This window comes from Pontibacter beigongshangensis (assembly GCF_014332515.1).
In the GTDB taxonomy this organism is placed as follows: Bacteria; Bacteroidota; Bacteroidia; order Cytophagales; family Hymenobacteraceae; genus Pontibacter; species Pontibacter beigongshangensis.
This window is the reverse complement of the sequence record NZ_VFSD01000022.1, coordinates 15,659-39,800: the sequence shown is the minus strand read 5'-3', so window position 1 is coordinate 39,800 and position 24,142 is coordinate 15,659. Positions and strand designations below refer to the sequence as shown.

24 protein-coding genes are annotated in these 24,142 nt (G+C 50.7%); 14 read left to right on the top strand and 10 right to left on the bottom strand.

Annotated features, from left to right (window positions below):
- Window positions 1-43 precede the first annotated feature (43 nt).
- A complete protein-coding gene (locus tag FJM74_RS16920) occupies window positions 44-643 on the bottom strand; it encodes a pseudouridine synthase (RefSeq protein ID WP_206684055.1) in 600 nt (199 codons plus the stop codon).
- 325 nt (window positions 644-968) lie between these two features.
- On the opposite strand from FJM74_RS16920, the gene FJM74_RS16915 reads away from it, so the two are divergent.
- A complete protein-coding gene (locus tag FJM74_RS16915; RefSeq protein WP_187263819.1) occupies window positions 969-1,364 on the top strand; it encodes a response regulator in 396 nt (131 codons plus the stop codon).
- A gap of 265 nt (window positions 1,365-1,629) precedes the next feature.
- Here the strand turns inward: FJM74_RS16915 and FJM74_RS16910 are convergent, their stop codons facing one another.
- Together FJM74_RS16910 and fabG are read right to left on the bottom strand one after the other, a co-directional pair.
- Window positions 1,630-3,714, bottom strand: a complete 2,085-nt coding sequence (locus FJM74_RS16910; protein WP_187263818.1) for a VWA domain-containing protein — start codon at window positions 3,712-3,714, stop codon at window positions 1,630-1,632.
- 238 nt (window positions 3,715-3,952) lie between these two features.
- Entirely contained in the window at window positions 3,953-4,699 is a 747-nt protein-coding gene (gene fabG, locus FJM74_RS16905) for a 3-oxoacyl-[acyl-carrier-protein] reductase (protein ID WP_187263817.1), read from the bottom strand.
- Window positions 4,700-5,034: 335 nt separating this feature from the next.
- Between fabG and FJM74_RS16900 the strand changes: the two genes are divergently transcribed.
- Complete coding sequence (locus tag FJM74_RS16900; RefSeq protein WP_187263816.1) at window positions 5,035-6,375, top strand: peptidoglycan DD-metalloendopeptidase family protein; 1,341 nt, start codon at window positions 5,035-5,037, stop codon at window positions 6,373-6,375.
- A 233-nt stretch (window positions 6,376-6,608) separates the two neighbouring features.
- Here FJM74_RS16900 and paaD read toward each other — a convergent pair whose 3' ends face one another.
- From paaD to paaA, 4 genes are all read right to left on the bottom strand, one after another.
- Window positions 6,609-7,094, bottom strand: a complete 486-nt coding sequence (gene paaD / locus FJM74_RS16895; RefSeq protein ID WP_187263815.1) for a 1,2-phenylacetyl-CoA epoxidase subunit PaaD — start codon at window positions 7,092-7,094, stop codon at window positions 6,609-6,611.
- A 1-nt stretch (window position 7,095) separates the two neighbouring features.
- Complete coding sequence (gene paaC, locus FJM74_RS16890; protein ID WP_187263814.1) at window positions 7,096-7,851, bottom strand: 1,2-phenylacetyl-CoA epoxidase subunit PaaC; 756 nt, start codon at window positions 7,849-7,851, stop codon at window positions 7,096-7,098.
- Entirely contained in the window at window positions 7,848-8,486 is a 639-nt protein-coding gene (locus FJM74_RS16885; RefSeq protein WP_187263813.1) for a phenylacetic acid degradation b, read from the bottom strand. The genes paaC and FJM74_RS16885 overlap by 4 nt, the downstream gene beginning before the upstream one ends.
- 232 nt (window positions 8,487-8,718) lie before the next feature.
- Complete coding sequence (gene paaA / locus FJM74_RS16880; protein WP_187263812.1) at window positions 8,719-9,705, bottom strand: 1,2-phenylacetyl-CoA epoxidase subunit PaaA; 987 nt, start codon at window positions 9,703-9,705, stop codon at window positions 8,719-8,721.
- A gap of 690 nt (window positions 9,706-10,395) precedes the next feature.
- Here paaA and FJM74_RS16875 point away from each other — a divergent pair.
- The 10 genes from FJM74_RS16875 to FJM74_RS16830 all read left to right on the top strand — a co-directional run bounded on the left by FJM74_RS16875 (window position 10,396) and on the right by FJM74_RS16830 (window position 18,826).
- Complete coding sequence (locus FJM74_RS16875; RefSeq protein ID WP_241739220.1) at window positions 10,396-11,205, top strand: enoyl-CoA hydratase/isomerase family protein; 810 nt, start codon at window positions 10,396-10,398, stop codon at window positions 11,203-11,205.
- Window positions 11,206-11,277: 72 nt separating this feature from the next.
- Entirely contained in the window at window positions 11,278-11,748 is a 471-nt protein-coding gene (locus FJM74_RS16870) for a sterol desaturase family protein (RefSeq protein ID WP_241739219.1), read from the top strand.
- On the top strand, window positions 11,729-12,613 hold the full coding sequence (locus tag FJM74_RS16865) for a MerR family transcriptional regulator (RefSeq protein ID WP_187263810.1): 885 nt from the start codon (window positions 11,729-11,731) through the stop codon (window positions 12,611-12,613). The genes FJM74_RS16870 and FJM74_RS16865 overlap by 20 nt, the downstream gene beginning before the upstream one ends.
- A gap of 503 nt (window positions 12,614-13,116) precedes the next feature.
- Window positions 13,117-13,632, top strand: coding sequence for an RNA polymerase sigma factor (locus tag FJM74_RS16860; RefSeq protein ID WP_187263809.1), 516 nt, complete (start codon window positions 13,117-13,119; stop codon window positions 13,630-13,632).
- A 26-nt stretch (window positions 13,633-13,658) separates the two neighbouring features.
- Window positions 13,659-15,149, top strand: coding sequence for a phytoene desaturase family protein (locus tag FJM74_RS16855; RefSeq protein WP_187263808.1), 1,491 nt, complete (start codon window positions 13,659-13,661; stop codon window positions 15,147-15,149).
- 70 nt (window positions 15,150-15,219) lie between these two features.
- A complete protein-coding gene (locus FJM74_RS16850) occupies window positions 15,220-16,053 on the top strand; it encodes a phytoene/squalene synthase family protein (protein WP_187263807.1) in 834 nt (277 codons plus the stop codon).
- A 1-nt stretch (window position 16,054) separates the two neighbouring features.
- A complete protein-coding gene (locus FJM74_RS16845; protein WP_317175576.1) occupies window positions 16,055-16,585 on the top strand; it encodes a hypothetical protein in 531 nt (176 codons plus the stop codon).
- The gene (locus tag FJM74_RS16840; protein ID WP_187263806.1) at window positions 16,586-17,284 is read left to right on the top strand and encodes a lycopene cyclase domain-containing protein; all 699 of its coding nucleotides are present in this window, start codon (window positions 16,586-16,588) and stop codon (window positions 17,282-17,284) included.
- Window positions 17,285-17,290: 6 nt separating this feature from the next.
- Window positions 17,291-18,136 carry a 4-hydroxy-3-methylbut-2-enyl diphosphate reductase gene (locus FJM74_RS16835; protein WP_187263805.1) on the top strand — a complete coding sequence of 282 codons (846 nt, stop codon included), beginning with the start codon at window positions 17,291-17,293 and terminating at the stop codon, window positions 18,134-18,136.
- Entirely contained in the window at window positions 18,137-18,826 is a 690-nt protein-coding gene (locus FJM74_RS16830) for a fatty acid desaturase (RefSeq protein ID WP_187263804.1), read from the top strand.
- Between the two features lie 479 nt (window positions 18,827-19,305).
- On the opposite strand, the gene FJM74_RS16825 is transcribed toward FJM74_RS16830, so the two are convergent.
- The 3 genes from FJM74_RS16825 to FJM74_RS16815 form a co-directional block, all read right to left on the bottom strand.
- Window positions 19,306-19,662: a heavy-metal-associated domain-containing protein gene (locus FJM74_RS16825; RefSeq protein ID WP_241739218.1), complete on the bottom strand. Its 357-nt coding sequence runs from the start codon at window positions 19,660-19,662 to the stop codon at window positions 19,306-19,308.
- Window positions 19,663-19,705: 43 nt separating this feature from the next.
- Complete coding sequence (locus FJM74_RS16820; RefSeq protein ID WP_187263803.1) at window positions 19,706-21,919, bottom strand: TonB-dependent receptor; 2,214 nt, start codon at window positions 21,917-21,919, stop codon at window positions 19,706-19,708.
- Between the two features lie 88 nt (window positions 21,920-22,007).
- Window positions 22,008-22,409, bottom strand: coding sequence for a hypothetical protein (locus tag FJM74_RS16815; RefSeq protein ID WP_241739217.1), 402 nt, complete (start codon window positions 22,407-22,409; stop codon window positions 22,008-22,010).
- 352 nt (window positions 22,410-22,761) lie between these two features.
- Between FJM74_RS16815 and mraZ the strand changes: the two genes are divergently transcribed.
- Both mraZ and rsmH read left to right on the top strand, forming a co-directional pair.
- Window positions 22,762-23,229 carry a division/cell wall cluster transcriptional repressor MraZ gene (gene mraZ, locus FJM74_RS16810; RefSeq protein ID WP_187263802.1) on the top strand — a complete coding sequence of 156 codons (468 nt, stop codon included), beginning with the start codon at window positions 22,762-22,764 and terminating at the stop codon, window positions 23,227-23,229.
- Window positions 23,229-24,134, top strand: coding sequence for a 16S rRNA (cytosine(1402)-N(4))-methyltransferase RsmH (gene rsmH, locus FJM74_RS16805; RefSeq protein WP_187263801.1), 906 nt, complete (start codon window positions 23,229-23,231; stop codon window positions 24,132-24,134). The genes mraZ and rsmH overlap by 1 nt, the downstream gene beginning before the upstream one ends.
- Window positions 24,135-24,142: the final 8 nt, after the last annotated feature.

Here is a 24,142-nt window from a genome sequence, read left to right as displayed (position 1 = left end):
AAATGCCCCTCCGGAGGTGTTTTCTGCTGCTGCTATAGCCGGGCTATCTTCTTCTTTTGGTCACAACAACTCCTGCCGCCAGTTTTTTTAGCTTTTCTATTTCATCCGGCCGTAGTTCCCTGTATTCGCCTGGCGCCAGCTGCTCCAGGGTGAGGGGGCCGATGGCGGGCCTGATGAGGCGGAGCGTCGGGAAACCTACGGCGGCCGTCATGCGGCGCACCTGCCGGTTCATGCCCTGGCTTATTTTAATCTCAACCCAGGACGTAGGGATACTCTGCCGGAACCGGATGGGTTTGAACCGCTCCCACACCTGCGGGGGCTCTGAAAGAAGCCGGGCTTTGGCCGGGGCCGTTTTTATGTTTTTGATATACACCCCTTTTTGCAGCTCTGCCAGCGCCTCGGCGGTGGGAATACCCTCTACCTGCACCCAGTATGTTTTCTCGACCTTAAACTTCGGGTCTGAGAGGCGGTGCTGCAGGGCTTTGTCGTCGGTGAGCAGCACCAGGCCTTCGCTGTCGAAATCGAGGCGGCCGACCGGGTAGATGCCAGGTTCGTGCACAAAGTCCTTCAGGGTTGCTCTCCCTGCCTCATCAGTGAACTGAGTCAGCACTTCGTAGGGTTTATTCAGGATGATGTATTTCAAGGTGTCAGTGCTGTTATAGAATGTAAGCCAAAAATCCGGCAAATTGTTGAAGAGAAAAAGCATTGTCAGCACCTTTTTGATGCAGTGCCCTCTAAAGTGAAATATAAGCAACGAAATATTAAAATAGCTATATGTTACTTTTGAGTGGTTTTAAATAAATTTAAAATATTGATGATCAGGATATTAAATAAGTTTTGTGATTTGATTTCTGTTTTGTTTGATGTTACCTGGCAGGGGTTTGTTTCCTTTTGTTTTTACCGGGAAAGCTGTTGTTTTGAATCATACCTTAAAACAGGTAATAAAATTTACTTAATATCCGGAAGCGATGAAAACTTTTATCATTGATGATGACCCGATAAGCTCTTTCCTGACAGAAGCGGTCCTTCAAATGGAGGATTTCTCAAAACAGATTGTCACGTTTTCGTCCGCAGAAGAGTCGCTTAATTTTCTCACAGAGAACATGGAGACAAATGTGCCGGAAGTTATTTTTCTGGACCTGAACATGCCCTCCATGAATGGCTGGCAGTTTTTGCAGGCGCTGAGTCCGCACGAATCTACCATCTCTAAAAACTGCTCCATCTTTATCCTTACTTCATCTATCGATCTGTCGGAGCAGAAAATGGCGCAGGAGCACAGCGTGGTAAAAGGTTTTATCAGCAAGCCCATCACAGAAGAGCATATCACCTCCATTAAGCGAAATTTGGCTAAAGTAGCAGCCTGAGCTCAGCAATAGCCGGCAGCACCGATCTGGCATGCATAACCTACAAAGCAGCGGGCCTGACCTAATCGTCAGGCCCGCTGCTGGTTTTAAACCAGGGCAAGTGCCCGTGTATACGTTAGATTTCACGAACGAAAGGTGCCAGGCATAGTTAGCCAGTTATAGCCGGGCGCAAAAGCAATTATGCTAATGAAAAAGCCCCTGCGGAGCTTTCTGCTGCTGCTTGCCAGAACATTGCACTTTTTACAGCCCTAAAGGCAGCGGCAGATCAGTAGCTGCCGTTGTATTTTCTTACAAACCACTCCACACAGATCAGGGCCAGAATTACAAAGAACAGCCACTTCATATCCACAATATCGTTGAGCGACTCGGAGCTGTAGATCAGGTTTTTATGGTCGGCTTTCAGGATGTCTTCTTCCAGCTGCTGCAGTTGCGCAGGGTAGTAGAGGCGGGAGCCGGTGTTGTTGCCCAGCTGGAAGAGCAGGTTATGATCGGCCACGGCATTGAGGGCTTCCAGTTGCAGCTCTTCTACCACAAACTCGCCTTTGTCCTGCTGCAACTGCCCCCCAATGCTGGCGCTGGCAGTGTAGGCATACTGCCCGCCAGACAGGGAGCCGATGTTCACCCCGGCCTGGTTCTCGCCGTTGGCAAAAGAGAACGATTTGCTGGTACCGTCTTCGGCGGTAATTTTCAGGGTGATGTTTTGCCCGTAAATCGGCTCCAGCGCCTGGTTGTACGCTTCTGCCTCGAAGTAAATTTCGTCGGCACTGGAGTATTCGTCGCGGGCAGGGTACACGTTCAGGCGCTTTTTGTTGCGAGGTGCGCTGAGCAGCTGCACCAGGTTGGTCATGAGCTTGTCGTACACTTCGGGCTTCTCATGGGCCGAGGCCTCCGAAAGTCGCCATTGCCAGGTGCCGGAGGCAAGGAGGGTGGCGTTGCGCCTGTCGTTAGCGTTTTGCACCACCAGCAGCGGCCGGTTGGTGCGTACCCGCCCCACCTGCTGGTACAATACGGTCTCAGCATTTTTAGCGAGTTGGAACTCTGCATAAGGCACGGTGGCTGGCGGATATTTCTGAAGGCGCTCTGTTGCTTCTGAGGCGAGTTTAAAGGTGCTGAAGTTCGGGTTTAGGGCACTGGTCACCTCGTCTGTGTCGCCGGAGCCGCCAATGGAGAGGCCCATGTTGAGCCGGTTAAAAGCCGAGATGTCGCTTTGTGGACCTATAATGAACAAGGCAGGAATCTGCTTCTGGCGAACCATGTTCAGCACAGCCTCACCGCCAGGGGTTTTGCCCGGCAACTGGTGCAGCACGGCCACATCGTAGTCCTGTGGCTTCAGCGTGTTCACGCCCGGCACAAAAAGCTCCGTCTCATAGTTCTCGTTCGACTCGATGGCCGCCCGGATCGCCTTAATATCGGGGTGAGGTGAGGCGGCTGCCACCAGTATTTTTATCTTGCCCTTCACCACGTCTATATAAGCGTGTTTGGTGTTGTTGAGGGTGGTGAACTCGCCTTGCAGCGGCTGTATCTCCACCTCATAATGCCTTTTGCCCAGGCCTCCGGCCAAAACCGAAAATGACACCACCTGCAGCGGTCGGTTTGGTTGCAGCGTAACCTGTTTGCGATCGAGCACTTTGCCGTTTTCTTTCAGCACAACGGAGGCGCTGTTGCCACCAAAGCCTTCGTGCTGCAGCTCTGCCTCTATCGGGAAGCGGTTGCCGCTGTAGTTTACCTTGTTGTAACGCAGTGAGGCCAGAATTACATCTTTCTTGGGTACAGTGTCGCCTATGGCAATCGGGTATATGGTGAAGTTGTAGTTGGCGTAGGTGGGGGAGGTGCCCTGGTTCACGATGCCATCGGAGAGCAGTACCACACCAGCCAGGTTCTGCCGTTCCTGTTCGTTCTGCGCCTGCCGCAGCAGTTGACTCAGGTTGGTGGCTTCCTGCCCGAAGCGGATGTCGGAGAGGTGCTGCGCCTGCTCCCCAGCTGTTTCCAGGGTTCTGATTTCGGTGTTATAGCCATTGTCCTGGAGCCTGCGCATGAGTTCCTGTAGGCCCTGCTGTGTCTGGCGCAGTTGGGCGGTGTCTGCAAAGAGGGTAACGGAGCTGGAATTGTCTACAGCAAAAACAATGGTAGGACTTAGGGTGGTGTTTTTAAGATAGCGCACCAGCGGCCCCAGCAACAGGAAACCCAGAAAGCTGACAACGGCAAACCGCAAAAAGGCGAGCCCATAGTTCAGGTTTCTGGACCAGGGAGTGCGCTTGCTGTAAAGCAGCCAGGCGTAAAGTGCGCCAACAGCCAGGCAGACCAGTATGAGCCAGGGAGAATAGGTAGTAAGGATTCTGAAGGAAGACACTTATTTTTTAATTAGAAATTAAAAATCATGAATTAGAAATTCAGCGCCAGTTAAAATTCCTGTTTGCGGTGCAAAGAGAAAACTATTAAACAGCCTGAAATAATGACACCATCTGTGAACCAGCAAGAAAAGTATAACGGACCTCTTATATGTTTAGCATGTTATACAAAGTCTTACTACGATTAAAATTCACAAATTAATTTATAATTCATAATTTTTAATTTCTAATTCACGAAGCTTAGGTCAGCATGCCCCCATCTACCTGCAGCACCTGGCCGGAGATATAAGCCGCATCATCAGAAGCGAGGAAAGCCACACAGTTGGCCACGTCGGCTGGTGTTCCGCCGCGTTTCAGCGGAATAGCCTTGCGCCACTCATCCACTACTTTCTGGTCCAGCTCGCCAGTCATTTCGGTTTCGATAAAGCCTGGGGCTACGGCGTTGCAACGGATGTTACGGGAGCCCAGCTCCAGCGCCACCGATTTGGTAAAGCCAATAATGCCTGCTTTAGAAGCTGCGTAGTTGGCCTGGCCTGCGTTTCCTTTAATGCCCACCACCGACGTAATATTGATAATGGAGCCAGTTTTGGCACGCATCATGTGCTTGGTGGCCGATTTGGTGAGGTTGAAAACAGATTTCAGGTTAGTGTTGATCACGGCGTCCCAATGCTCCACGCTCATGCGCATCAGCAGTCCGTCGCGGGTAATGCCGGCGTTGTTTACCAGGATGTCGATTTTGCCGAATTCGCTGATCACGTCTTCCACCAGTTTCTCTGCCTGGGCATTGTCTGCGGCATCGGATCGGAAGCCTTTCGCTTTCCCGCCGTGGGCAGTAAGTTCCTGCTCCAGCTGCTGTCCTTTTTCAACACTCGACAGGTAGGTGAACGCTACCTGGGCACCCATCTCCACAAACTTTTGTGCGATGGCTCGGCCAATGCCTTTAGATGCTCCTGTTACGAGAGCTACTTTTCCTTCTAATGTTTTCATAAGGGTCAAAGTTAGAAAAGATTTCTCAATTTGAAGATCTGAAAATGTGAAGATTTGGAAATGAGCGGCAAGCGAAAACTATCAAAAGTGATAAACTCATAACTTTTATCTTTTAACTGTTTAAGCGGGTCCTGCGTCTTGTGTCCTTCTTCTTCAGCAGCAGCAAGAGCTCCGGAGGGCCAAAACCATTAGAATAATTTCTGTCGTGTTTGCGGGCAACAGCTGCTGGCTGCCGGCAACTGGTTTACTTTCTGATTATTGTCTGCCTATATATTTTTAATTCTATTGTTTTACTTATATTTTAGCATCAAATTTCAACCAAAGCCACCAGTACAATGTTTAAGCGTAAAATCGGATTTTCGATCCTGATTATCAGTTCTCTATTAATTTTTTTTACAACCTGTCAGCCTTTCGACACTTTCCTTTCCAATTCTGATGAACTTACAGAAGAAACTGAGGGTTTCGCCCAGCATTCGGAAGAGCTGGAGGAGGAAGAACAAGGGCCTGCACCCATAGTATATGGCATCGCGACAGACTCGATGAGGATAGCGAAAGGCGAGGTGGAGCGGGGGCAGAACCTGTCGGTTATTCTGGCAAAGTATAACATTTCTGCTGTCACCATCGATAAGCTGGCTTCTAAGGCAAAGGGGATATTTGATGTCAGGAAGATTAACGCCAAGCAAAAATACATTGTGCTTCATGCAAAAGATTCGGCCCGTACGGCGCAGTATTTTATTTTTGAACCCAACAAAGTAGAGTATATTATATACGACCTGCGGGGCGACCTGGAGGTGAAGAAGGTAAAGCGAGAGATGGAGGTGGTAGAGAAAGCCATCTCCGGAGAAATCAGCCACTCGCTCTATGCCTCTATGTTAAAGGCCGGAGGCTCGGCGCAACTCGTTAACAACTTTGCCGATATCTATGCCTGGCGCCTGGACCTGAACCGCATCCAGCCTGGCGACAAGTTCAAACTTATTTATGAAGAAAAAGTCGTGAACGGCACCACCATCGGCTTCGGCAGGTTAAAAGCTGCTTATTTTGAGCACCAGGGCAAGCCGCTTTATGCCATCGCCTTCGACCAGAATGATAAAACCGGCTATTACGACCAGGATGGCAAAAGCCTGAAAAAAGCCTTTCTGCGGGAGCCGCTGGAGTATAGCCGCATCAGCTCCCGCTACACCATGAAACGTTTCCACCCGGTTCAGAAAAGGAACAAGCCGCACCTTGGCACCGACTTTGCCGCCCGCACCGGCACCCCGATCCGAACAGTGGGCGACGGCGTGGTAGTGGAAGCCCGGTATACGCGCGGCAATGGCAACTACGTAAAAATTAAGCATAACGGCACCTACACCACTCAATACCTGCACATGTCTAAATTCGCGAAAGGCATCAAGGCCGGCGTGCGGGTACAGCAGGGGCAGACCATCGGGTATGTAGGCAGCACTGGCCTGGCCACCGGCCCGCACCTATGCTACCGGTTCTGGAAAAACGGCAAGCAGGTAGATGGTTTAAAGGTAAAGTTGCCGGAAGCAGAGCCTGTCAGGAAAAAAGATCTGCCAACGTTCCTGACCCAAAAGGAAACGATCATACAGCAAATGGAAGCGCTTGATATTACCAGCAATAAGCCGCAGGAATTATTAGCAGTGACAGAGGGCAATAAAACTGACGACGTGTAAGTTATATAATTGTTCAATATTGGTTTTGTTAATGTGAAAGGGCAGTCAGATTGGCTGTCCTTTTTCATTTCAGCCTCTCCGTGCATGAATTATTCCAATGAATTTGCCCCTTCAGCGCATTTTACTGCCTCTGCAGATAAGGGAACGCTTACGGAGTGAAAAGTAAAGAGTTGTTCGCTCTTCTCAAATCAGGCGAATTCATCTCCACATCTTCACATCTCCAAATCTTCAAATCATAAAGGCTTAAACTGCTCGAACATCTGGTGGCAGTCGTTGCAGTAGTGCAGGGCGCGGCAGAGGGTGGGGCCGAAGGGAGAGCGCATAGTGGTGTTGGTGCTTTGGCAGTTGGGGCAGGTGGCGTACTCCAGAATGTCGAGGTCCAGAATGAGATCGTAGGTAGGGGGAGGTGCCAGGCCGAAGTTTTTGAGAGCGGCGCGGCCTTTCTCGGTGAGCTTGTTGCTGTTCCAGGGGTCATCGAACGACATCCGCACTGTGTAGCTGCTGATGCCGTGGCGGGCCAGGGTTTGCTCCACATCTTTCTTCATGTAATCCATGGCGGGGCAGCCGGCAAAGGTGGGGGTCATGTTCACGGTTACGTGGCCGTCTTCGGCTATGTCCACCCCCGTGATCACGCCCAGGTCCACGAGCGACAGAACCGGTATCTCCGGGTCCTTTACCTCCTCCAGCAGGGTCAGTATGTCTTCTTTCTGCAGCACCATGTTACCACTCAGCCGTAGGGTCTATTTTTATGACTTCGGCCATCTCGTTCAACAAGGGTTGCAGGTGTTTGGTGTGGGTGCCGTAGCGGCCGCCCAGCATAGGTGTTTGGCTGGGGATATCTGGCATGGTAAGCTCCGTGCTAGCCAGCACCTGCTGTATGCGGGTTAGCCACTCTTCTTTTATGGCCTCCTCGCCTGCATATATACCGGTGTCTATGAGCACCTGCTCATACACCGATAACTCAAACATGCCGAGCGCATAAGGCATCAGGCTGTTCAGGGAGTTCTGCAGCCTGCTAATGGCTTCTTCGGTAGAGGAGCCCAGGTTCCGGATCCAGGTGTTGGCATGGAGCACATGGTACTTGATCTCGCCCTTCAGCTTGGTGGCTACTTTGGCAATGGGTTCGTAGCCGGAGTGGCTCAGTTTCTCGAACCGAATGGCTTCGGCGTTGTCGTAGAGGAAGTGGCGGATGAGGCTGTAATCAAACTCGCCGTTTGGCAACTCCGTAAACTGGCTGTTGTGAAACTGCGTGGCGCTTCGGGAGAAGGCAAGCAGATCAGGCTCTGCCTCACCCAGCTCGTGCAGCAGGGTATAGAAGGCCAGGCTATGCCCGATCTTGTCCTGCGCCATCGACGAGAAGGCAATGTCTTCTTCCAGAATGGGGCCCAGCCCGGTCCACTCTGAGTTGCGGTGCCCCAGTATCAGTTGGTCATCGGCAATTTTGTAGAGCAGGTCTTTTATTGCTTCCTCTTTCATTTATTTAAGGCTTTTTGCTGCTTCTCCTTAAAGCTTTTTATTCTGTCAAGCACTTTGTAGGCGGCGGGCTCGCGGTATTTTTTTTCTGGCAGGGTCAGCCACATATCGCGGTCTTCCTCAGCCGACTGCAGCACGTTCTTCGATTTAACCACCCACATGTTAACGGCAGGATGTTGGGCAGCAAAGGCCTGTTTAGCTTTGTGGTAAGCTTCCTGGTACGAGGTAGCGCCTACACGCCCTATGTGTGTATGGGCTTTCCCTCGTTTTTTCAAGTGAAACACTTCGTAAGACTCCAGCGGCCAGGCAGTGTGTTCAGGTATTTCCACCTTGAAGGTGTCGTAGATGCATTCATCGTCGTTGGCGTAAGGCGACACCATGATGTGCCGGGTCTGCACCACCCACAGGCCACTGCAGGCGGACCGGCGGCTGTACTGCTCTTTAGCGAACAGGAAAGCCACATCGGCATTGGGCGCGTGCACCGGGCCTGCATAGGTAAAAGGCGTGTTGTCGCGCTTCTGGGCAAACACCTCGTACGTTTCAAACTGATCGAATGCCGCTTTAGGCTCCATAGGAGGCTGCTCCCCATCCGGCAGGTTCAAACGGTTAATTCTGGGATCTAAAGACTTCAGCGACATAATTTTAAACTTTTAAGGTTAACAATCAGAGCCACTGAGTTTAATGCTGCTTACTCGTTACTCATTTACTTTTACTCAAATCATGGATCAGGCACAGGCTCCAATAGGTTCGTGCCAATTATTCCAATGAAAATGCCCCTCCGGACCTTTTGCTGCTGCTGAAACAGGGCACGCTTAAATAGTCTATATAGCTAAGAGTTGTGTCTCTCACCCTCTCTCTCTTCCTAAAAAATCAAGCCAGTGGCCTTACGTATTTGGCGGTTGGGTTTTTTAGGGCGAGTCGTACCCAGGCTCCCCGTTCTTCGGCCATGCGTCGTACGCCCAGGCGTTCGGCATTGCAGGGGCCGTCTCCGTTTATCACCCTTCTGAACTCGTCCCAGTCGGGCTCGGTGTATTCCCATTGCCCGGTATCCTCGTTCTTTTTCAGGAGCGGGTCCGGAATGGTCAGGCCGAGTTCCAGAATTTTGGGCACGTACATGTCGAGGTACTGCTGGCGGCACTCATCGTTCGAGGCCATTTTGACTTTCCAGCGCATGAGGGTCTCGGTGTGTACGCTTAGCTTGTCGGAGGGGCCAAAAAAGGTCATGATCTGGCTCCACCAGCGGTTCAGGGCCTCCTGCACCATCTGGCGCTGTATGGACGAGCCGGTGGCCATGTACACCACCGAGTCGTGTCCGTACTTCAGGTGGAAGGCCTCTTCGGCGCAGATGCGCTCCAGCGCCCGGCAATAGGGGCCATAGGAGCCTTTGGAGTTGGCCATCTGGTTCACGATGGCCCCGGCATCTATCAGCCACGATATAATGCAGGAGTCGGCCCAGGTGTAGGTGGGGTAGTTAAAAACGTTAGAGTATTTCGATTTCCCGTTGATCAGGTCGGTGAGCATCTCCTCCCGCGATTTCCCCAGGGTCTCGGCCGCACTGTAGAGCAGCTGCGCGTGGCCCACCTCGTCCTGCACTTTGGCCATCAGGGCCAGCTTGCGCCGGAAGCCCGGTGCGCGCGTAATCCAGGTGCCTTCGGGCAGGGCGCCGATAATTTCGGAATGCGCATGCTGCTCAATCATCCGGATGAGCTGCTGGCGGTAGAGCCGGGGCATCCAGTCGTCAGGCTCAATCTTTTCACCCTGCGCAATGCGCCCCTCAAACTCGGCCATCTTTCGCGCGTCTTCTTCTTCTAATCCCTCTGCCTTTATGGCCTCAAAAGTATTTCCACCCCCATACATAAGCGCTCTGTTTTTTTGGTTCAGCTAAAAAAGCCGGACTGAAGACAGCCCGGCAATTATAGATTGTTACTAACACTTACCAAATCTGAAAAGAAGATGCAGATGTAGTTTTTTGTTGCCGCTCTTTGCTATTTTTAACTAAGATAAATCCAAGTTGATAAATAGGTGCTTCATTTGGGCTTTAGCCAGGATCGTGGCCTGAGCTGGTAATTCTCCTCTTCAGAATTAGTAAAGATAATCAAACTAACGTTAGTTAGCAACAGGTTTTGTTTTTACGAGTGATTTTTAGCTAAAGTTTTGAGGACAAGGCAATTTTTAGCATCCTTAAGCGCTATATAATTTGGTAAACAGTTTAAAAGATCCGGGTTAATTTGAAGCTTAATTTATTTGCGCTGCGTATTGACAGAGGAAGGGACTTATGCTGGTTTTATGGTGCGGTTGTTGTAGTGGTGAGGAGGCGTAATATAGCCTGAGTTCTATTTTGAACTACCAAGGTAACCAATTGGGAGTGGGAGATGTTGGATAGTCTCTGTATTTTTTGTTATTTAATGGATGTCTGCTGCTTGAGGTTGCCGGAAAAGCAAATCAGCGTAGCCGGGACAGGGCAAATGGCTGAACATGGAGAGGCCTGTTGCTGTTACCTGTTTTCGGGAAGGCCAGTGCAGGTTCATCTCAAAAACTTTCTGAATTATGACTGATACAATAAATGCTGCTGAAAAGCAAGTGATGGATTTTGTACACTACCATGTGAAGGACCGGGTGGGCTACATTACCATGGCCCGCGCTGAAAAGCGAAATGCCCTTAATTTCGAGGTGGTGCTGGAGCTGAAGCGTGCCTTTACCCGGGCCGAGGATGACGAAAACTGCAAGGTAGTCGTATTCCGGGCCGAAGGCAAGGTGTTTTGTGCCGGCGCTGACCTGGAATACCTGCAACTGCTGCAGAAATACAACTACCAGGACAACCTGGCCGACTCCACGCACCTGATGGAGCTGTTCCGGACAATTTACACCCTGAAAAAGGTGGTGATCGCGCAGGTGAACGGGCATGCCATTGGCGGCGGCTGCGGGCTGGCCACGGTCTGTGATTTTGCCTTTACGGTGCCGGAAGCCAAATTTGGCTACACCGAAGTGAAGATCGGCTTTATTCCGGCTATTGTGAAGGTGTTCCTGCTCCGTAAAATAGGGGAGGCCCGGGCCAAGCAGCTCCTGCTCACCGGTGACCTGGTAACTGCCCAGGAGGCACAGTTGTTCGGGCTGGTGAACTATGTGGTGCCTGCCGATGAGCTGGAAGAGAAAGTGTTTGCCTTCGCCCAGAAGCTTTGCACCGAAAACTCCCGCCAGTCGATGGAAGTAACCAAAGATATGATCGCGCGGGTACAGGGCAAATCTTTGGAAGATGCGCTGCAGTACGCAGCCGAAATGAATGCCGTGGCCCGCAGCAGCGAAGACTGCCAACGCGGAATTGCCGCTTTTCTGAACAAAGAACGGGTTAGCTGGTAATTATATTTTTTAATTTCTAAAACCATTTGTTCATCTTGCTGTTTGTTCGATATGCTAACCGGCATTGGAATCATGATATTGACGTTTGTAGCCATGGAGGGTGTGGCCTGGGCCATGCACAAATATGTGCTGCACGGTTTTATGTGGTTCCTGCATAAGTCGCACCATACCAGGCACCAGCACGCTTTTGAGCTGAACGACCTGTTTTTCGCCTATTACGGTATTCTGGCCATGCTTTTTTTTGTGTTCGGAGAAAGCCCGCTGGATTACCGCTTCTGGATAGGGGCAGGCATTACCCTTTATGGCGCAGCTTATTTTCTGATACACGATGTGCTGATCCATCGCAGGCTCAAAATTTTCGGCAAAACGTCCAATGCTTACCTGCGGGCCCTAAATATGGCCCACAAAGTGCACCACAAGGTGCCTGGCAAGCATGGATCCGAATCTTTTGGCATGCTTTGGGTGGCTCCCAGGTATTTTCGGTTAGCTTCTAACTCAATCAGGAAACAGAAGCAGACAAACCGTGGCTCTTTACTCTATTAAGGAACTGGAACATCTTTCAGGCATCAAGGCGCATACCATCCGTATCTGGGAGCAGCGCTACCAGATACTGGAACCCTCCAGAACCGATACCAACATCCGCTACTACGACGATGAGGACCTGAAGTGGCTGCTCAACATCTCGCTGCTCAACGAGAAAGGCATAAAAATCTCCAAGATCGCGAAAATGAGTAAAAGCGAGGTGGCGCAGATGGTGCAGCACCTCAGCGAGCAGTCCTACGAATTCGACCACCACATCAACGGGCTGATAACCTCTATGCTGGACCTGGACGAGGCGCTTTTCGACAAGGTTTTGTCTACTGCCACGCTGCAGCTCGGGTTTCAGCAGATGATGCAGGAGGTGGTGTACCCCTTCCTAAAAAAAATCGGGATTCTGTGGCAGACCGGCAATATTAGTCCGGCCCATGAGCATTTCATCAGCAACCTGATCCGGCAGAAGCTCCTGGTAGCCATAGACGGGCAGGTGGTGCGGCGCAAAGAAGGCCAGCTGACCTACATGCTCTTTTTGCCCGAGGGCGAGATGCACGAGATCGCCCTCCTGTACATGAACTACCTGCTGCGTTCTCTCCAAATCTACACGCTGTACCTGGGGCAGAGTCTTCCGTTCGAGGACCTGCAGCTGTGCTACCAGCATTTTAAAGCCGATTACCTGTGCACGGTGCTTACCTCCAGCCCGGAGCGAGGCGAGGTGCAGCACTATATCGACAATCTCTCCAAATCTTTTCCAGAGTCCACCATCTGCGTGTATGGACACCAGGTGCAGTATGATTTTCTGAGCTTTCCGGCCAACGTAAAGCGCCTTTCCTGTATGCAGGAGTTCATGGCTCTGATAAGCGAAGCACGCTGAACCTGCGGCTCATACAGCAGACTTCTGGAATTATTGTAATGAAATACCCCCTCCGGAGCTCATCTTTAAAAAGGGCACAGGGCACAGGACCAGCTTAAATAGTTAAGAGCTGGCTGCTGTTTTTAACCCAGCTGAATTCATTTCCACATTTCCACATCCTCTCATTTTCAAATTGGAAAATCAGCACATTAATTAAATTATCCTAATCAAAAAGCCCCTCCGGAGCCTTGGGCTGCTGCTCTACAAGCTGGCTTTGTTGGCATTTTACTGCTGGCAACCTTTCTTGCCAGCTCCTAATGCATTCTATTCGGATTTGTGCGCTGTGCTTTACAAATTCCTCAGTTAGGGCTGCTGGATCTTAATACAAATTCTTCGGCGGGAATAAGATGCAGCAAGCAGAAGTTAGTCTGTTTAACATTATGAAATAAAAATTAAACAAAAATGCTTGTTATTGATTAACCTGATTAATATGTTTACGTAAATATCAAAAACGTTAAACAGATATGACAGCTCTGGAATTTAGTAATCATGTGCAGCTTATGGCACAGAACATGCGTCAGGCGGCCATGCGCCTCACCCAGGACGCAGACGATGCCAAAGACCTTGTGCAGGAAACCCTGCTGAAGGCGCTGCTAAACCGGGACAAGTTCTCGCCTGGCACAAACCTGAAGGCGTGGTTGTTTACCATTATGCGCAATTCGTTCATCAACAATTATAACAAGGTGACCAAACGCAGCAGCAATTCCGATTTCGATGAGTTTCTGCACCACCTTAACAACGACGAAAATTTTACTACCCAAAACAAAGGTACCGCTACTTTCGTCATGAACGATATTCAATCTGCCATCGAGGCCTTGCAGGAAGAGCACCGTACGCCGTTTATGATGTACTATGTCGGTTATAAGTATCTGGAAATCGCGGAGACACTCAAAATTCCTATCGGTACCGTTAAAAATCGCATCTTTATTGCCCGGCAGGAGCTCAAGGCCATGCTCAAAACTTACCAGGCGGGTGCCTGAACAGACATGCTTGTTAAACTTTGTATATGATTCGGAAAAAAGTAATTGTCATCGGCTCCGGTTTCTCTGGCCTGTCGGCTGCTTCCAGCCTGGCTGCTGAAGGCTTTGATGTAACGGTGTTGGAGAAAAACAGCACACCGGGCGGCAGAGCCCGAAGCTTCGCTGCCCAGGGCTATACCTTCGATATGGGCCCCAGCTGGTATTGGATGCCCGATGTGTTCGAAGCTTATTTCCGGAACTTTGGCAAAAGCACCGCCGACTATTACCAGCTCAAGCGCCTGGACCCTTCCTATACCGTGATTTTTGGTGAAGACGATTTTATGCAGGTGCCTGCTGCCACAGATAAGCTGCGGGCCATGTTCGAGGAGCTGGAGCCAGGCAGCGGCCTTTTGCTCGACGAGTTCCTTCGGCAGGCAGCTTATAAATACAAAGTAGGCATCAATGAGCTCGTCTATAAACCCGGCAGGTCGGTGGGGGAGTTCATGAGCCTGAAACTGCTGTACGATGTGGTGCGGATGGACGTTTTTCAGTCGTTCCATAAGCATATCAGGCGTTTTTTCAGGCACCCGAAGATCATCAAGCTCATGGAGTTCCCGATCCTGTTTCTGGGTGCCCTGCCCGAGAACACGCCTGCGCTCTACAGCCTGATGAACTACGCCGACATCAGCCTTGGCACCTGGTACCCGATGGGCGGCATGTATAAGATTGTGGAAGGCATGGTGCAGCTGGCAGAGGATCAGGGTGTCCGGTTTTTGTATAACCAGGAGGTGCGGGAAATACGGGTTATAGCTGGTGTGGCTACCGGCGTAGAAACAGCCACCGATTACTATGAGGCAGACCTGGTGGTGGCCAGTGCGGACTATCATCATGTAGAGAAGCAGCTGCTGCCTGACATGTACCGGAGCTACTCCGACAAATACTGGAACGACCGCGTGATGGCACCTTCGTCGCTGATCTTTTACCTGGGCGTAAGCAAGCGGCTGCACAACCTGAACCACCATAACCTGTTTTTCGACGAAGACTTCGGGCCGCATGCCCACGAGATTTACACCGACCCTAAATGGCCCGCCAAGCCCTTGTTTTATGTGTCGGCCCCTTCTGTAACAGATGCCAGTGTGGCACCGGAAGGCTGCGAGAACCTGTTTGTGCTGATACCGGTGGCACCCGGACTTGCCGATACCGAGGAGATTCGGGAAAAATATTACCACTTGGTGATGGACCGGTTGGAGCAGCTCACAAAACAGGAGACCAGGAGCAGTGTGGTGTACAAACGCAGCTATGCCCACCAGGATTTCGAGTCGGATTACCATGCCTTTAAAGGCAATGCCTACGGACTCGCCAATACTTTAATGCAAACTGCGCTCCTCAAGCCAGGCCTGAAAAGTAAAAAAGTACACAACCTGTATTATACTGGTCAGCTGACCGTTCCCGGCCCCGGAGTGCCTCCGTCCCTTATATCGGGGCAGGTGGTGGCGAAAGAAATTGTGAAGGAACATCAGGTGGCCGTTATAGCTTAGCGACTTTTTTTGACTTTTCACCGTAAAAGCAAAAGAGCCTCATTAAAAAATCATAAAAACCAGTTTGTTCATGGAGTTATTCAACCAAACTTGCCTGAAGTGCAGCAAAGTTATTACCGAGGCCTACAGTACCTCCTTTACCTTAGGCATAAAAACCCTACACCGTAAATTCCATTTTCCGATATATGCCATCTATGGGTTTGTGCGTTTGGCCGATGAGATCGTGGACACCTTTCATGACTATGAGAAGCGGGAGCTGCTGCAGGACTTTAAAAGGCAGACCTGTGAAGCGCTGGAGAGGCGCATCAGCCTGAACCCGGTGCTGCAGGCCTTCCAGGAGGTCGTGCAACAGTACGGCATCGATAAGTGTTACATAGATGCTTTCCTGAAAAGCATGGAGATGGACCTCGATGATCAGATATACGACAGGGCTTTGTACGAGGAGTATATCTATGGATCTGCCGAGGTGGTGGGGCTCATGTGCCTGAAGGTGTTCTGTGAGGGAGATCAGGAGATGTTCGAGCGCCTGAAGAAACCCGCCTGCAGCCTGGGGGCCGCTTTTCAGAAGGTAAACTTCCTGCGCGACTTCAAAAGCGACTACGATGAGCGGGGCCGGGTGTATTTTCCGAAGGTAGATATCAAAAGTTTTAATAACTTAAGCAAAGCCGAGATAGAGGCCGATATTGTAAAAGATTTTGAGGACGCTTATAAGGGCATACTGGCTTTGCCCCGGGGAGCCCGCATGGGGGTGTACCTGGCCTATGTGTATTACCTGAAGCTTTTTAAGCGGATACAGCACCTGCCCGCAACCCATATACTGCAGGAGCGCGTAAGAATTCCCGACAATACAAAGCTGGCACTTTTGCTTGGCTCCTATGTCAGGTATAGACTAAATGTGATTTAACGTGAGAAAATTTCTACTTCTTTTCCTGTTGTGTGCAACAGGCATGGCCCTGGGTAACAATGCAAGCAATTATAATTTATCAGAGTTAAGGAAAAAGTACCTGGCCGCCAGCCAGGACAGTGATGCGGGCAAGCGTTTCTATGAGCTCATGAGCGACTATAAGGAGAAGGAGCCGGTGCTGCTGGCCTACAAAGCAGTGTCGGAGGCGACCATGGCAAAATATGTCTGGAACCCTTACCAGAAGCTGAAACACCTGCGCCAGTCGGCCGCCCTCTTCGACGAGGCGGTGCAGATGGACAGGGAAAACCCCGAGATCCATTTTCTGCGTTTCACGGTAGAGCACTACGTGCCGCGCTACCTTAACCTGAGCGGCAACCTCGCAGAAGATAAAAAAGTGATTATGGAGAGCCTTAAGGCGCATCCCAGATCAGGTATCTCCCCCGACTGGGCCCGCACCATGCGCGATTTTATGCTCTCCAAAGACCATTGCACCGAAGAAGAAAAAAAGGCCCTGCGTAACATAGCCATCTAAATGTATATCTACCTGTACCTCAATATTTTTACCATCCTGTTTCCGCTGCTGCTCTCCTTCGACAGGAAAGTGGCCTTTTTCAGGAGCTGGCCTTACCTTTTTCCGGCCATCCTGCTGAATGCCGCGTTTTTTATTTTCTGGGACGCCCTGTTCACAAGGGCCGGGATCTGGGGCTTTAACGAGGAGTACCTGGTGGGGATAAACCTTTTCGGGCTGCCGCTGGAGGAGGTGCTGTTTTTTATCACTGTCCCTTACGCCTGCGTGTTTATCTACGACGTGCTGAATGCGTATATAACCAAAGACCTGTTGCAACCGGCAGCTAAACCCATTGCCTATGTGTTGGTGCCGGTCTTGTTGCTATTGGCAGTTTTTAACTTATCCAGCCTGTACACATCCATTACGTTTGGACTGCTGGCTGTGCTCCATGTGGTGCACCTGCGGGTGTTCGGAACACGTGTTCTGGGGCGGTTTTACATGGCTTACCTGGTGCACCTGCTTCCTTTTCTGATCGTAAACGGGGTGCTTACTTATTTGCCTATCGTGTGGTATAATAACGACTACAACCTGGGCCTGCGCCTCGTTTCTATTCCGGTAGAAGACACCATGTACTCTATGCTGATGCTGTTGCTCACCATTTCTATTTACGAAGGGCTGCGGCAGCGCCAGGCCGAAAAACATTTTGAGCCACGTCTTGTTTAACCAAGTATGAAAAGCCTGCATGTCACAATCGATTCTAATTCCGGCTTCTGCTTTGGCGTGGTATATGCCATCCAGATGGCGGAAGAAATACTGGAGGAGCAGGGTTACCTCTATTGCCTGGGCGATATCGTGCATAACGATGAAGAGGTGGAGCGCCTGCAGCAGCAAGGGCTGCGCATTATAAACCATGCCACGCTCCGGGAACTCCGCAACGAAACTGTGCTCATAAGGGCGCACGGCGAGCCTCCCGAAACCTACCAGACCGCCCTGGCCAACAACCTCACTATAATTGATGCGTCGTGCCCGGTGGTGCTCAAACTCCAGAACCGGATTAAATCGTCTTACGACAAAAACGAGAAGATCTATATTTACGGCAAGCATGGGCATGCCGAGGTGATGGGGCTGCTGGGGCAGACAAACAACAATGCCGTAGTTTTTGAGAGCATAGACGAGTTGCTGCAGCATGACTTGCCAGCCCAGGTAACGCTGTATAGCCAAACCACTAAAAGCACCGATAATTTTTACAAGGTAAAGCAGGTGATGGAAGAGCAGGGGGTGGAGGTAACGGCTAACGACACCATCTGCCGGCAGGTCTCTAACCGCGACAAGGATCTACGTAAGTTTGCTGCTCAGTTCGACAAGGTTATCTTTGTGTCAGGTACGAAATCATCTAACGGGAAGGTGCTCTACCAGGTGTGCAAAGACACGAACCCGGAAACCAGGTTCGTGTCGAAGGTGGAGGAACTGCAGCCTGAGTGGTTTGCAACCGGCGACACGGTAGGGATTTGTGGGGCTACGTCTACACCGCTCTGGCTCATGGAAGAGGTGCGGGATGCCTTAGAGGGATTTTAAATGGCAGCAACAGCACAGAAAGATTCTCGGGGAATAGTTATTGCGGCGGTTATTATCACGTCCTGGTTTCTGCTGCTGGCCTACCTGCTTCAGATACCGGTTAACGCTGCCTCTCCTTTTACCTATCTGTTCGTCCTGCTGCAGACGCACCTCTACACCGGCATGTTTATTACGGCACACGATGCCATGCATGGGGTGGCCGCTCCGGGCAGGCCAGCCCTGAACAAGGCGGTCGGCACGGTAGCCGCCTTTCTGTTTGCTTACAACTGGTACCCCCGGCTCCTGCCGCGCCACCACCAGCACCACCGGCATGTGGCCACCGAGCAGGACCCCGACTACCACCACGGCTCCTTCTGGCCCTGGTACCTCAGCTTTCTGAAGCAATACATTACCTGGTGGCAAATTTTGCTGATGGCCCTTACGTTCAACGTGCTCAAATATTTCTTCCCGGTAGAGAATGTCGTGCTGTTCTGGATGCTGCCTGCTGTGCTGGCTACCTTTCAACTGTTTTATTTTGGCACCTACCAGCCGCACAAAGGAGAGCACGCGCCGCAGAACCATCACAAGTCCGGCACCCAATCCAAAAACCACCTATGGGCATTTGTGAGCTGCTATTTCTTCGGCTATCACTACGAGCATCACGAAAAGCCTTACCTGCCGTGGTGGCAGCTGTATAAGGAGAAAAGTTGATTTACCCGGAGGTGCATTTCCGCAATTATGCTAATGAAAAAGCCCCTCCGGAGCGTTTGGCTACTGCAGCTGCTGCTCCTCTAAAAAAGAAAAAGAGCGTAAGAAACAAGGCATAGGATTTTCAGGTTTTAAAGGATAGGGAAAGGCCCTCCCGAGCCACTGCAGTTCCTGCTGCAGTGGCTCGGGAGGGCCTTTTTCATTAGAATAATTTCCTCTTGTTTGCAAAGAAAAACCAGCCTAATACCAGATCAAATTTCCTTGCTTCCATCCTCTCACCCTGCTTCTCCCATTTTGTCCTCCAGGCAGTGGGCTTGCGGGCGAGAGCCTAAGGCCAGGGCTACTGGCGTTTCTTCTGAATCGATGCACCTGGCAACCTCCTCTGCCCTGTAGCTGCGGTAGGTTTTCTCTGATTAGCCAAAGCCATAGGGAACAACATAATTACGAGATGCTATTAGTGATGCCTAACCCCGGTGCTAAATTCAATGGATTCCCGCTTCTTTCTTGCAGCAGTCGTCTAGCCTGTTGTACGCCCGTTCCTGGGCCGGCTTATCATCTGCATCGTACCCAGTGGCGTTAACGGCTTTGCGGATATTATCCGTGTTCGTTTTTTTGCCGTTGTAAACCACCGTCAGCATCTGGGATTTTACATCGAGGTTAGAAGAAATTACGCCTTTCTCATAGGCCATGGCCTTTTCAATGGTCTTCTTGCACATGTCGCACACAGCAGACGTTTTTATCTGAACCGTTTCTTCGCCTTTTTTCTGAGACTGTGCCTGTGTTGACACACTTGCAAGCAACATGGTCAAGGTAAAAATAAGCGCTTTGATGTTTTTCATGGGTTGTAGATTGGTTGTTTGCGTAACAAAACTGGATTTAGGATTAGTTTATTTTGAAGCGTAAGCCAGCATAAATGATCCGGCCGGTAATGGGCCCCCAGACCATGCTGGCATCAAAGTTCGGACCAAAAGGATCGCCGGCGCCCAAAATGGGGCTTGGCTGGCGGTAGTTGAGCAGGTTTTCTCCTCCCAAATAAATGTCCCATCGTTTAAGGGCTCTGGTAATTTGTCCGTTCAATACAAAGAATTGGTCGGAGTTGCGCATGCTCAGGTCTGCGTTGTGCTGCTGCTCCATAGAGGCCAGGGGCATCAGTCCGAAATACTGGGTCGTGAGGTCGGCGCGCCATTTATCAAAGGGAGTGGCAAAGCCCAGGTTCACAAAAAACCGGTGCTGCGGAATCATGGGGCGCTGCTCCAGCTGGCCGTTATATGTCGATTTTACATCGTAATATTTATAGGCAGTTTTTACTTCCAGTCCCTTTAAGGCCTCATATTGCAGCTCTGCCTGAAAGCTGCTGGAGAAGGAGCGGCCCTTTAGGTTGTAAAAGGCGATAAGCTGAGGAGTGCTGTACATATCGGCCACCACCTGGTTCTGAAAAGTAGTGTAATAGTAATCGGTGATAAAGGCGCCCGGCCTGCCGCCCAGTTCAAAGTACTGGGTAAAGGAGCCGCCCACATTCCAGGCCTGCTCCGGCTGCAGTGCTTCCCTAAAAACAAATCTGCGGGAACTCACCAGGGCGGCCGTGTTCTCTGCCAACGGATTGGCTACCCGGAATCCTTTGCCTGCTGCCACCCGGAAGATCGTGTTAGGCGTGGCATCAAACTTCACGTTCAGCCTCGGGGTGAAAACAGTGCCATACATATTGTGAAGATCTACGCGGCTGCCCGCTACAACTGTCAGGTTTTTGCTGTTGTTATACACGTACTCCAGAAATGCCCCCGGTACCTGTTCTGTGCGGGCAAAAGAGGTGTCGCTGAGTCTTTCGCTGTAGTCGTCGTGGGTGTAGCTGAGGCCTGCTTTGTAGGTGTGGCCGGTGTGGCCGATAACCGATTGGAAAATAAGCCGTGCAGTGGTGCTGTTCTGCTCTCCGCTATAGTTCCTGCGCCCGAACAAGGAGTTGAATTTATGGTGCGCTGCAGACGTGATCAGGCCAATACTCTGGTAAGGCTTGCCCGGAAAAGTATAGGAGCTTTTGTTGTAGAAGGAGATCCTGTCTGTGCCTGACTCGGTGCCGAAATGCTGGTTCGGGCCTTCCGGTTCTCTCTTCTCATACTCCATCTGCCCGCCAAGCCGCGTCTCCTGCAGGGCATTTACGCCGAACTCCGACATCACATCTTTGTGCTCATACTTCCACTTATTATACACGTTGTACTGGGTGCCCAGCGAGAGGTCCATAAAACCATCGTTGTTGCGGTCTACGCGGTTGCCCAGGTGGTCGGTGTGGAGCATGAGCACGGTGCTCCATTTCGGTGTTACCTGCGCCGATAGGTTTAGGTTCGCATCGAATTTGGCCCGGCTGTTGCCATAAAGGTTCAGGTATAGCCGCTCCGTCTTGTCCGGGTCCTTCAGTTTCACGTTCACCTGCCCCGAAATAGATTCATAGCCATTCAGCACAGAACCCATGCCCTTTATTATATCAATAGACTCAATAAAGGTGCCCGACAGGTAATTGAGCCGGTATGGGGTGGCCAGCCCGCGGAGAGTTGGGATATTGTCGGTGGTTAAAAGGGTGTAGGCGCCATCCAGGCCAAGCATCTGTATCTGTTTCGCCCCCGATATGGCATCGGTGGTAGAAACCTCCACAGAGGCATTTGTCTCAAAGCTCTCGGCCAGGTTGCAACAGGCTGATTTCTCCAGGTCGCGATTCGTGATAAGCTGCGAGTTGGCAGGGCTTATAGCTGAGAGGCGCTGAAGCTGCCCCTCTACCACCACCTCTTTGATGTTGGTGGCTGGCTGCAGTACAACGGTTATCAGCTCTTTCCCGGCAACGCTTATTGTATCGGGTCTGTAGCCTATAAAGCTTACAACAATAGAAGCTGTGGTGGCATCGGCGTAAGACAAGCCAAAGTTTCCGTTGCCATCTGTTACGGCACCTGTGGTAGTGCCTTGCCAGATTACATTGGCCCCAACGATGGGCGTATGCTGTGGGTCTACTACCTGCCCGTGCAGGTGTTGTGAAAATGCAGGTGCCGCCATGCAAAGTAGCAGTAGCAGGGCAGCGGCTTTAAAGATGATGTAAATCCGGTTGGGAAGCATAAAATCCTGAAAAGTTAAATGGTTCTGAATACAAATGAATGGCACAGGCATAGATGCCTGCACACGCGTGGCCTGTAAACCGAAAGATTTAAATAATCAGGATATGAATAAAATGGAGGAGCTGCCGGCCTGCGCGTGGCGGCGAACTATCAGATAAAGACAGGGTGAGCGGCTTTAGGCTTCCGTCCAGGATTCGATGTAACGCAAAAGCAGGAGCGGTTAACGGGAATAAAGCCGGAGTGTCCAGCTGAAAGGTTTTCTGCGCCGATACTGGCTCCAGCTTTTCGAAGGTGAGTTCTTCTGTGCAGCAGTCATCTGCCTCGGTGCCAGCAGCAGCTTTTTGGCAACAGCTATCTGGTTGCGTCTGTTCTTCCGCAGGCTTGAAAGCAACCATATGGCAGAGTGTTTCGCTCAACGCCACACCCACCGACCCAAGCAAGATGCAGAGGGTCAGGAACAGGACAAACGTAGGACGTATGATGCCTTTCACACTTCAAATATACGAAATGCTTCCCACTTTCTCCCACATCTGCCACTTTCCTCCACTTTTGCTGTGGATTGCCTGTGTATAAACTATTTGATTACAAGTATATACCTAAATAGCTGATATACAGTGCTGTATTAGTTTTGGTCCTCGAATATTAGCAACTTTTAATGTTTCTTGCAAATTTAGTTTTCACCAAAGTGAGGAAGAAGAATGTGGATAATGTGGATAAGTGGGGTGGATAACCGTAATTTATCCACAAAGTGGTAAAAAGTGGTAGATTGTGGTTGCGGTCTTTTCCTGATTCGTTACATTTGTATACTCCTGAAAACTATAGGAGCCATTAAAGCGATGTTACATGAACTTCCTGTCTGGCGAATATGAATGCAAGATTGACCCAAAGGGAAGGTTGGTTTTACCTGCAAAGATAAAAGCCAACCTGCCGGAGGCGTCTGGCAATCATGTGGTGCTGATGCGGGGGTTCGAACCTTGCCTGGTGCTGTATCCGAAAGTGGAATGGAAATCGATTTATGATAAAGTGGCTGGCCTGAACGAGTTTAACGAGGAGTACCGGCACTTTCAGCGGAATTTCTTTCGTGGCAACACCGAAATTGAGCTGGACGGCACAGGGCGTTTTATTCTGCCCCGCACCATGGCCCGTTTTGCTGAATTAGAAAAAGAGGCAATCGTGGTGGGGCTCGGGAACAGAGTAGAGATCTGGAACCCGGACAAGTATGAGGAGTTCCTGATCAAAGACCAGCAGAGTTTTTCACAGCTTGCCCAGAAGTTCCTGGGAGACAAGCCAGCAGAGGAGGCACCGATTTAATGGAGTACCATCGTCCGGTTTTATTAGAGGAGTCGGTAGATGCTTTGGCTATCAAGCCAGATGGCATTTATGTAGATGTGACTTTTGGAGGAGGTGGTCATTCGTCTCTGATTTTAAGTAGGCTTACAACCGGTAAACTGTATTCGTTCGACCAGGACCGCGATGCGGAGGAGCAGGCAAAGAAGATCGACCATCCGGGCTTTACTTTTGTGAAGGCCAACTTCAGGGATTTGAAAAAGTACCTGCGGTTGCACCGGGTAAAGCAGATAGATGGCTTGCTGGCCGACCTCGGCGTCTCGTCGCATCAGTTCAATGTGCCGGAGCGTGGTTTTTCGACCCGATTTGAAGGCCCTCTGGATATGCGCATGGATCCTCAGGCAGGTTTGTCGGCCAGAGAGGTGGTGGCAACCTACCCGGAGGAGCAACTGCACCGGATTTTTGGCATTTACGGCGAAGTGAAAAATGCCAAAACGCTGGCTCGCCTTATTGTGGAGCGCCGCATGCGCCACCCGATCGAGACGATCAGCGATTTTAAGCAGGCTATCAGCTCCTGCACCCCGAAAGGGAAGGAGAACAAGTATCTGGCGCAGGTGTTTCAGGCCTTGCGCATAGAGGTGAACGACGAGCTGAAGGCGCTGGAAGAGATGTTGGAGCAGACAGCAGAGCTGCTAAACCCGGGAGGAAGGCTGGTCGTGATTTCCTACCACTCGCTGGAAGACAGGCTGGTGAAGAACTTTATAGCCAAAGGCAAGTTTTTCGGAGAGGTGGAAAAGGATCTGTTCGGAAACGAGATTAAACCGCTTGATGCCGTAAGCAGAAAACCTATTACGCCTTCGGAGCAGGAGTTGCTGCAGAACAGCCGATCCAGGAGCGCTAAACTGAGAGTAGCCGGAAAAAGAGAATAAAATGAATT

Coding starts and splice junctions, on each gene's coding strand:
- FJM74_RS16825 (WP_241739218.1), bottom strand. CDS start 19,662: ATGAAAAACATCAAAGCGCTTATTTTTACCTTGACCATGTTGCTTGCA.
- paaC (WP_187263814.1), bottom strand. CDS start 7,851: ATGAAAGAGGAAGCAATAAAAGACCTGCTCTACAAAATTGCCGATGAC.
- FJM74_RS16860 (WP_187263809.1), top strand. CDS start 13,117: ATGACAGCTCTGGAATTTAGTAATCATGTGCAGCTTATGGCACAGAAC.
- mraZ (WP_187263802.1), top strand. CDS start 22,762: ATGAACTTCCTGTCTGGCGAATATGAATGCAAGATTGACCCAAAGGGA.
- paaD (WP_187263815.1), bottom strand. CDS start 7,094: ATGGTGCTGCAGAAAGAAGACATACTGACCCTGCTGGAGGAGGTAAAG.
- FJM74_RS16855 (WP_187263808.1), top strand. CDS start 13,659: ATGATTCGGAAAAAAGTAATTGTCATCGGCTCCGGTTTCTCTGGCCTG.
- FJM74_RS16830 (WP_187263804.1), top strand. CDS start 18,137: ATGGCAGCAACAGCACAGAAAGATTCTCGGGGAATAGTTATTGCGGCG.
- FJM74_RS16870 (WP_241739219.1), top strand. CDS start 11,278: ATGATATTGACGTTTGTAGCCATGGAGGGTGTGGCCTGGGCCATGCAC.
- rsmH (WP_187263801.1), top strand. CDS start 23,229: ATGGAGTACCATCGTCCGGTTTTATTAGAGGAGTCGGTAGATGCTTTG.
- FJM74_RS16850 (WP_187263807.1), top strand. CDS start 15,220: ATGGAGTTATTCAACCAAACTTGCCTGAAGTGCAGCAAAGTTATTACC.
- paaA (WP_187263812.1), bottom strand. CDS start 9,705: ATGTATGGGGGTGGAAATACTTTTGAGGCCATAAAGGCAGAGGGATTA.
- FJM74_RS16915 (WP_187263819.1), top strand. CDS start 969: ATGAAAACTTTTATCATTGATGATGACCCGATAAGCTCTTTCCTGACA.
- FJM74_RS16885 (WP_187263813.1), bottom strand. CDS start 8,486: ATGTCGCTGAAGTCTTTAGATCCCAGAATTAACCGTTTGAACCTGCCG.
- FJM74_RS16900 (WP_187263816.1), top strand. CDS start 5,035: ATGTTTAAGCGTAAAATCGGATTTTCGATCCTGATTATCAGTTCTCTA.
- fabG (WP_187263817.1), bottom strand. CDS start 4,699: ATGAAAACATTAGAAGGAAAAGTAGCTCTCGTAACAGGAGCATCTAAA.
- FJM74_RS16875 (WP_241739220.1), top strand. CDS start 10,396: ATGACTGATACAATAAATGCTGCTGAAAAGCAAGTGATGGATTTTGTA.
- FJM74_RS16820 (WP_187263803.1), bottom strand. CDS start 21,919: ATGCTTCCCAACCGGATTTACATCATCTTTAAAGCCGCTGCCCTGCTA.
- FJM74_RS16835 (WP_187263805.1), top strand. CDS start 17,291: ATGAAAAGCCTGCATGTCACAATCGATTCTAATTCCGGCTTCTGCTTT.
- FJM74_RS16840 (WP_187263806.1), top strand. CDS start 16,586: ATGTATATCTACCTGTACCTCAATATTTTTACCATCCTGTTTCCGCTG.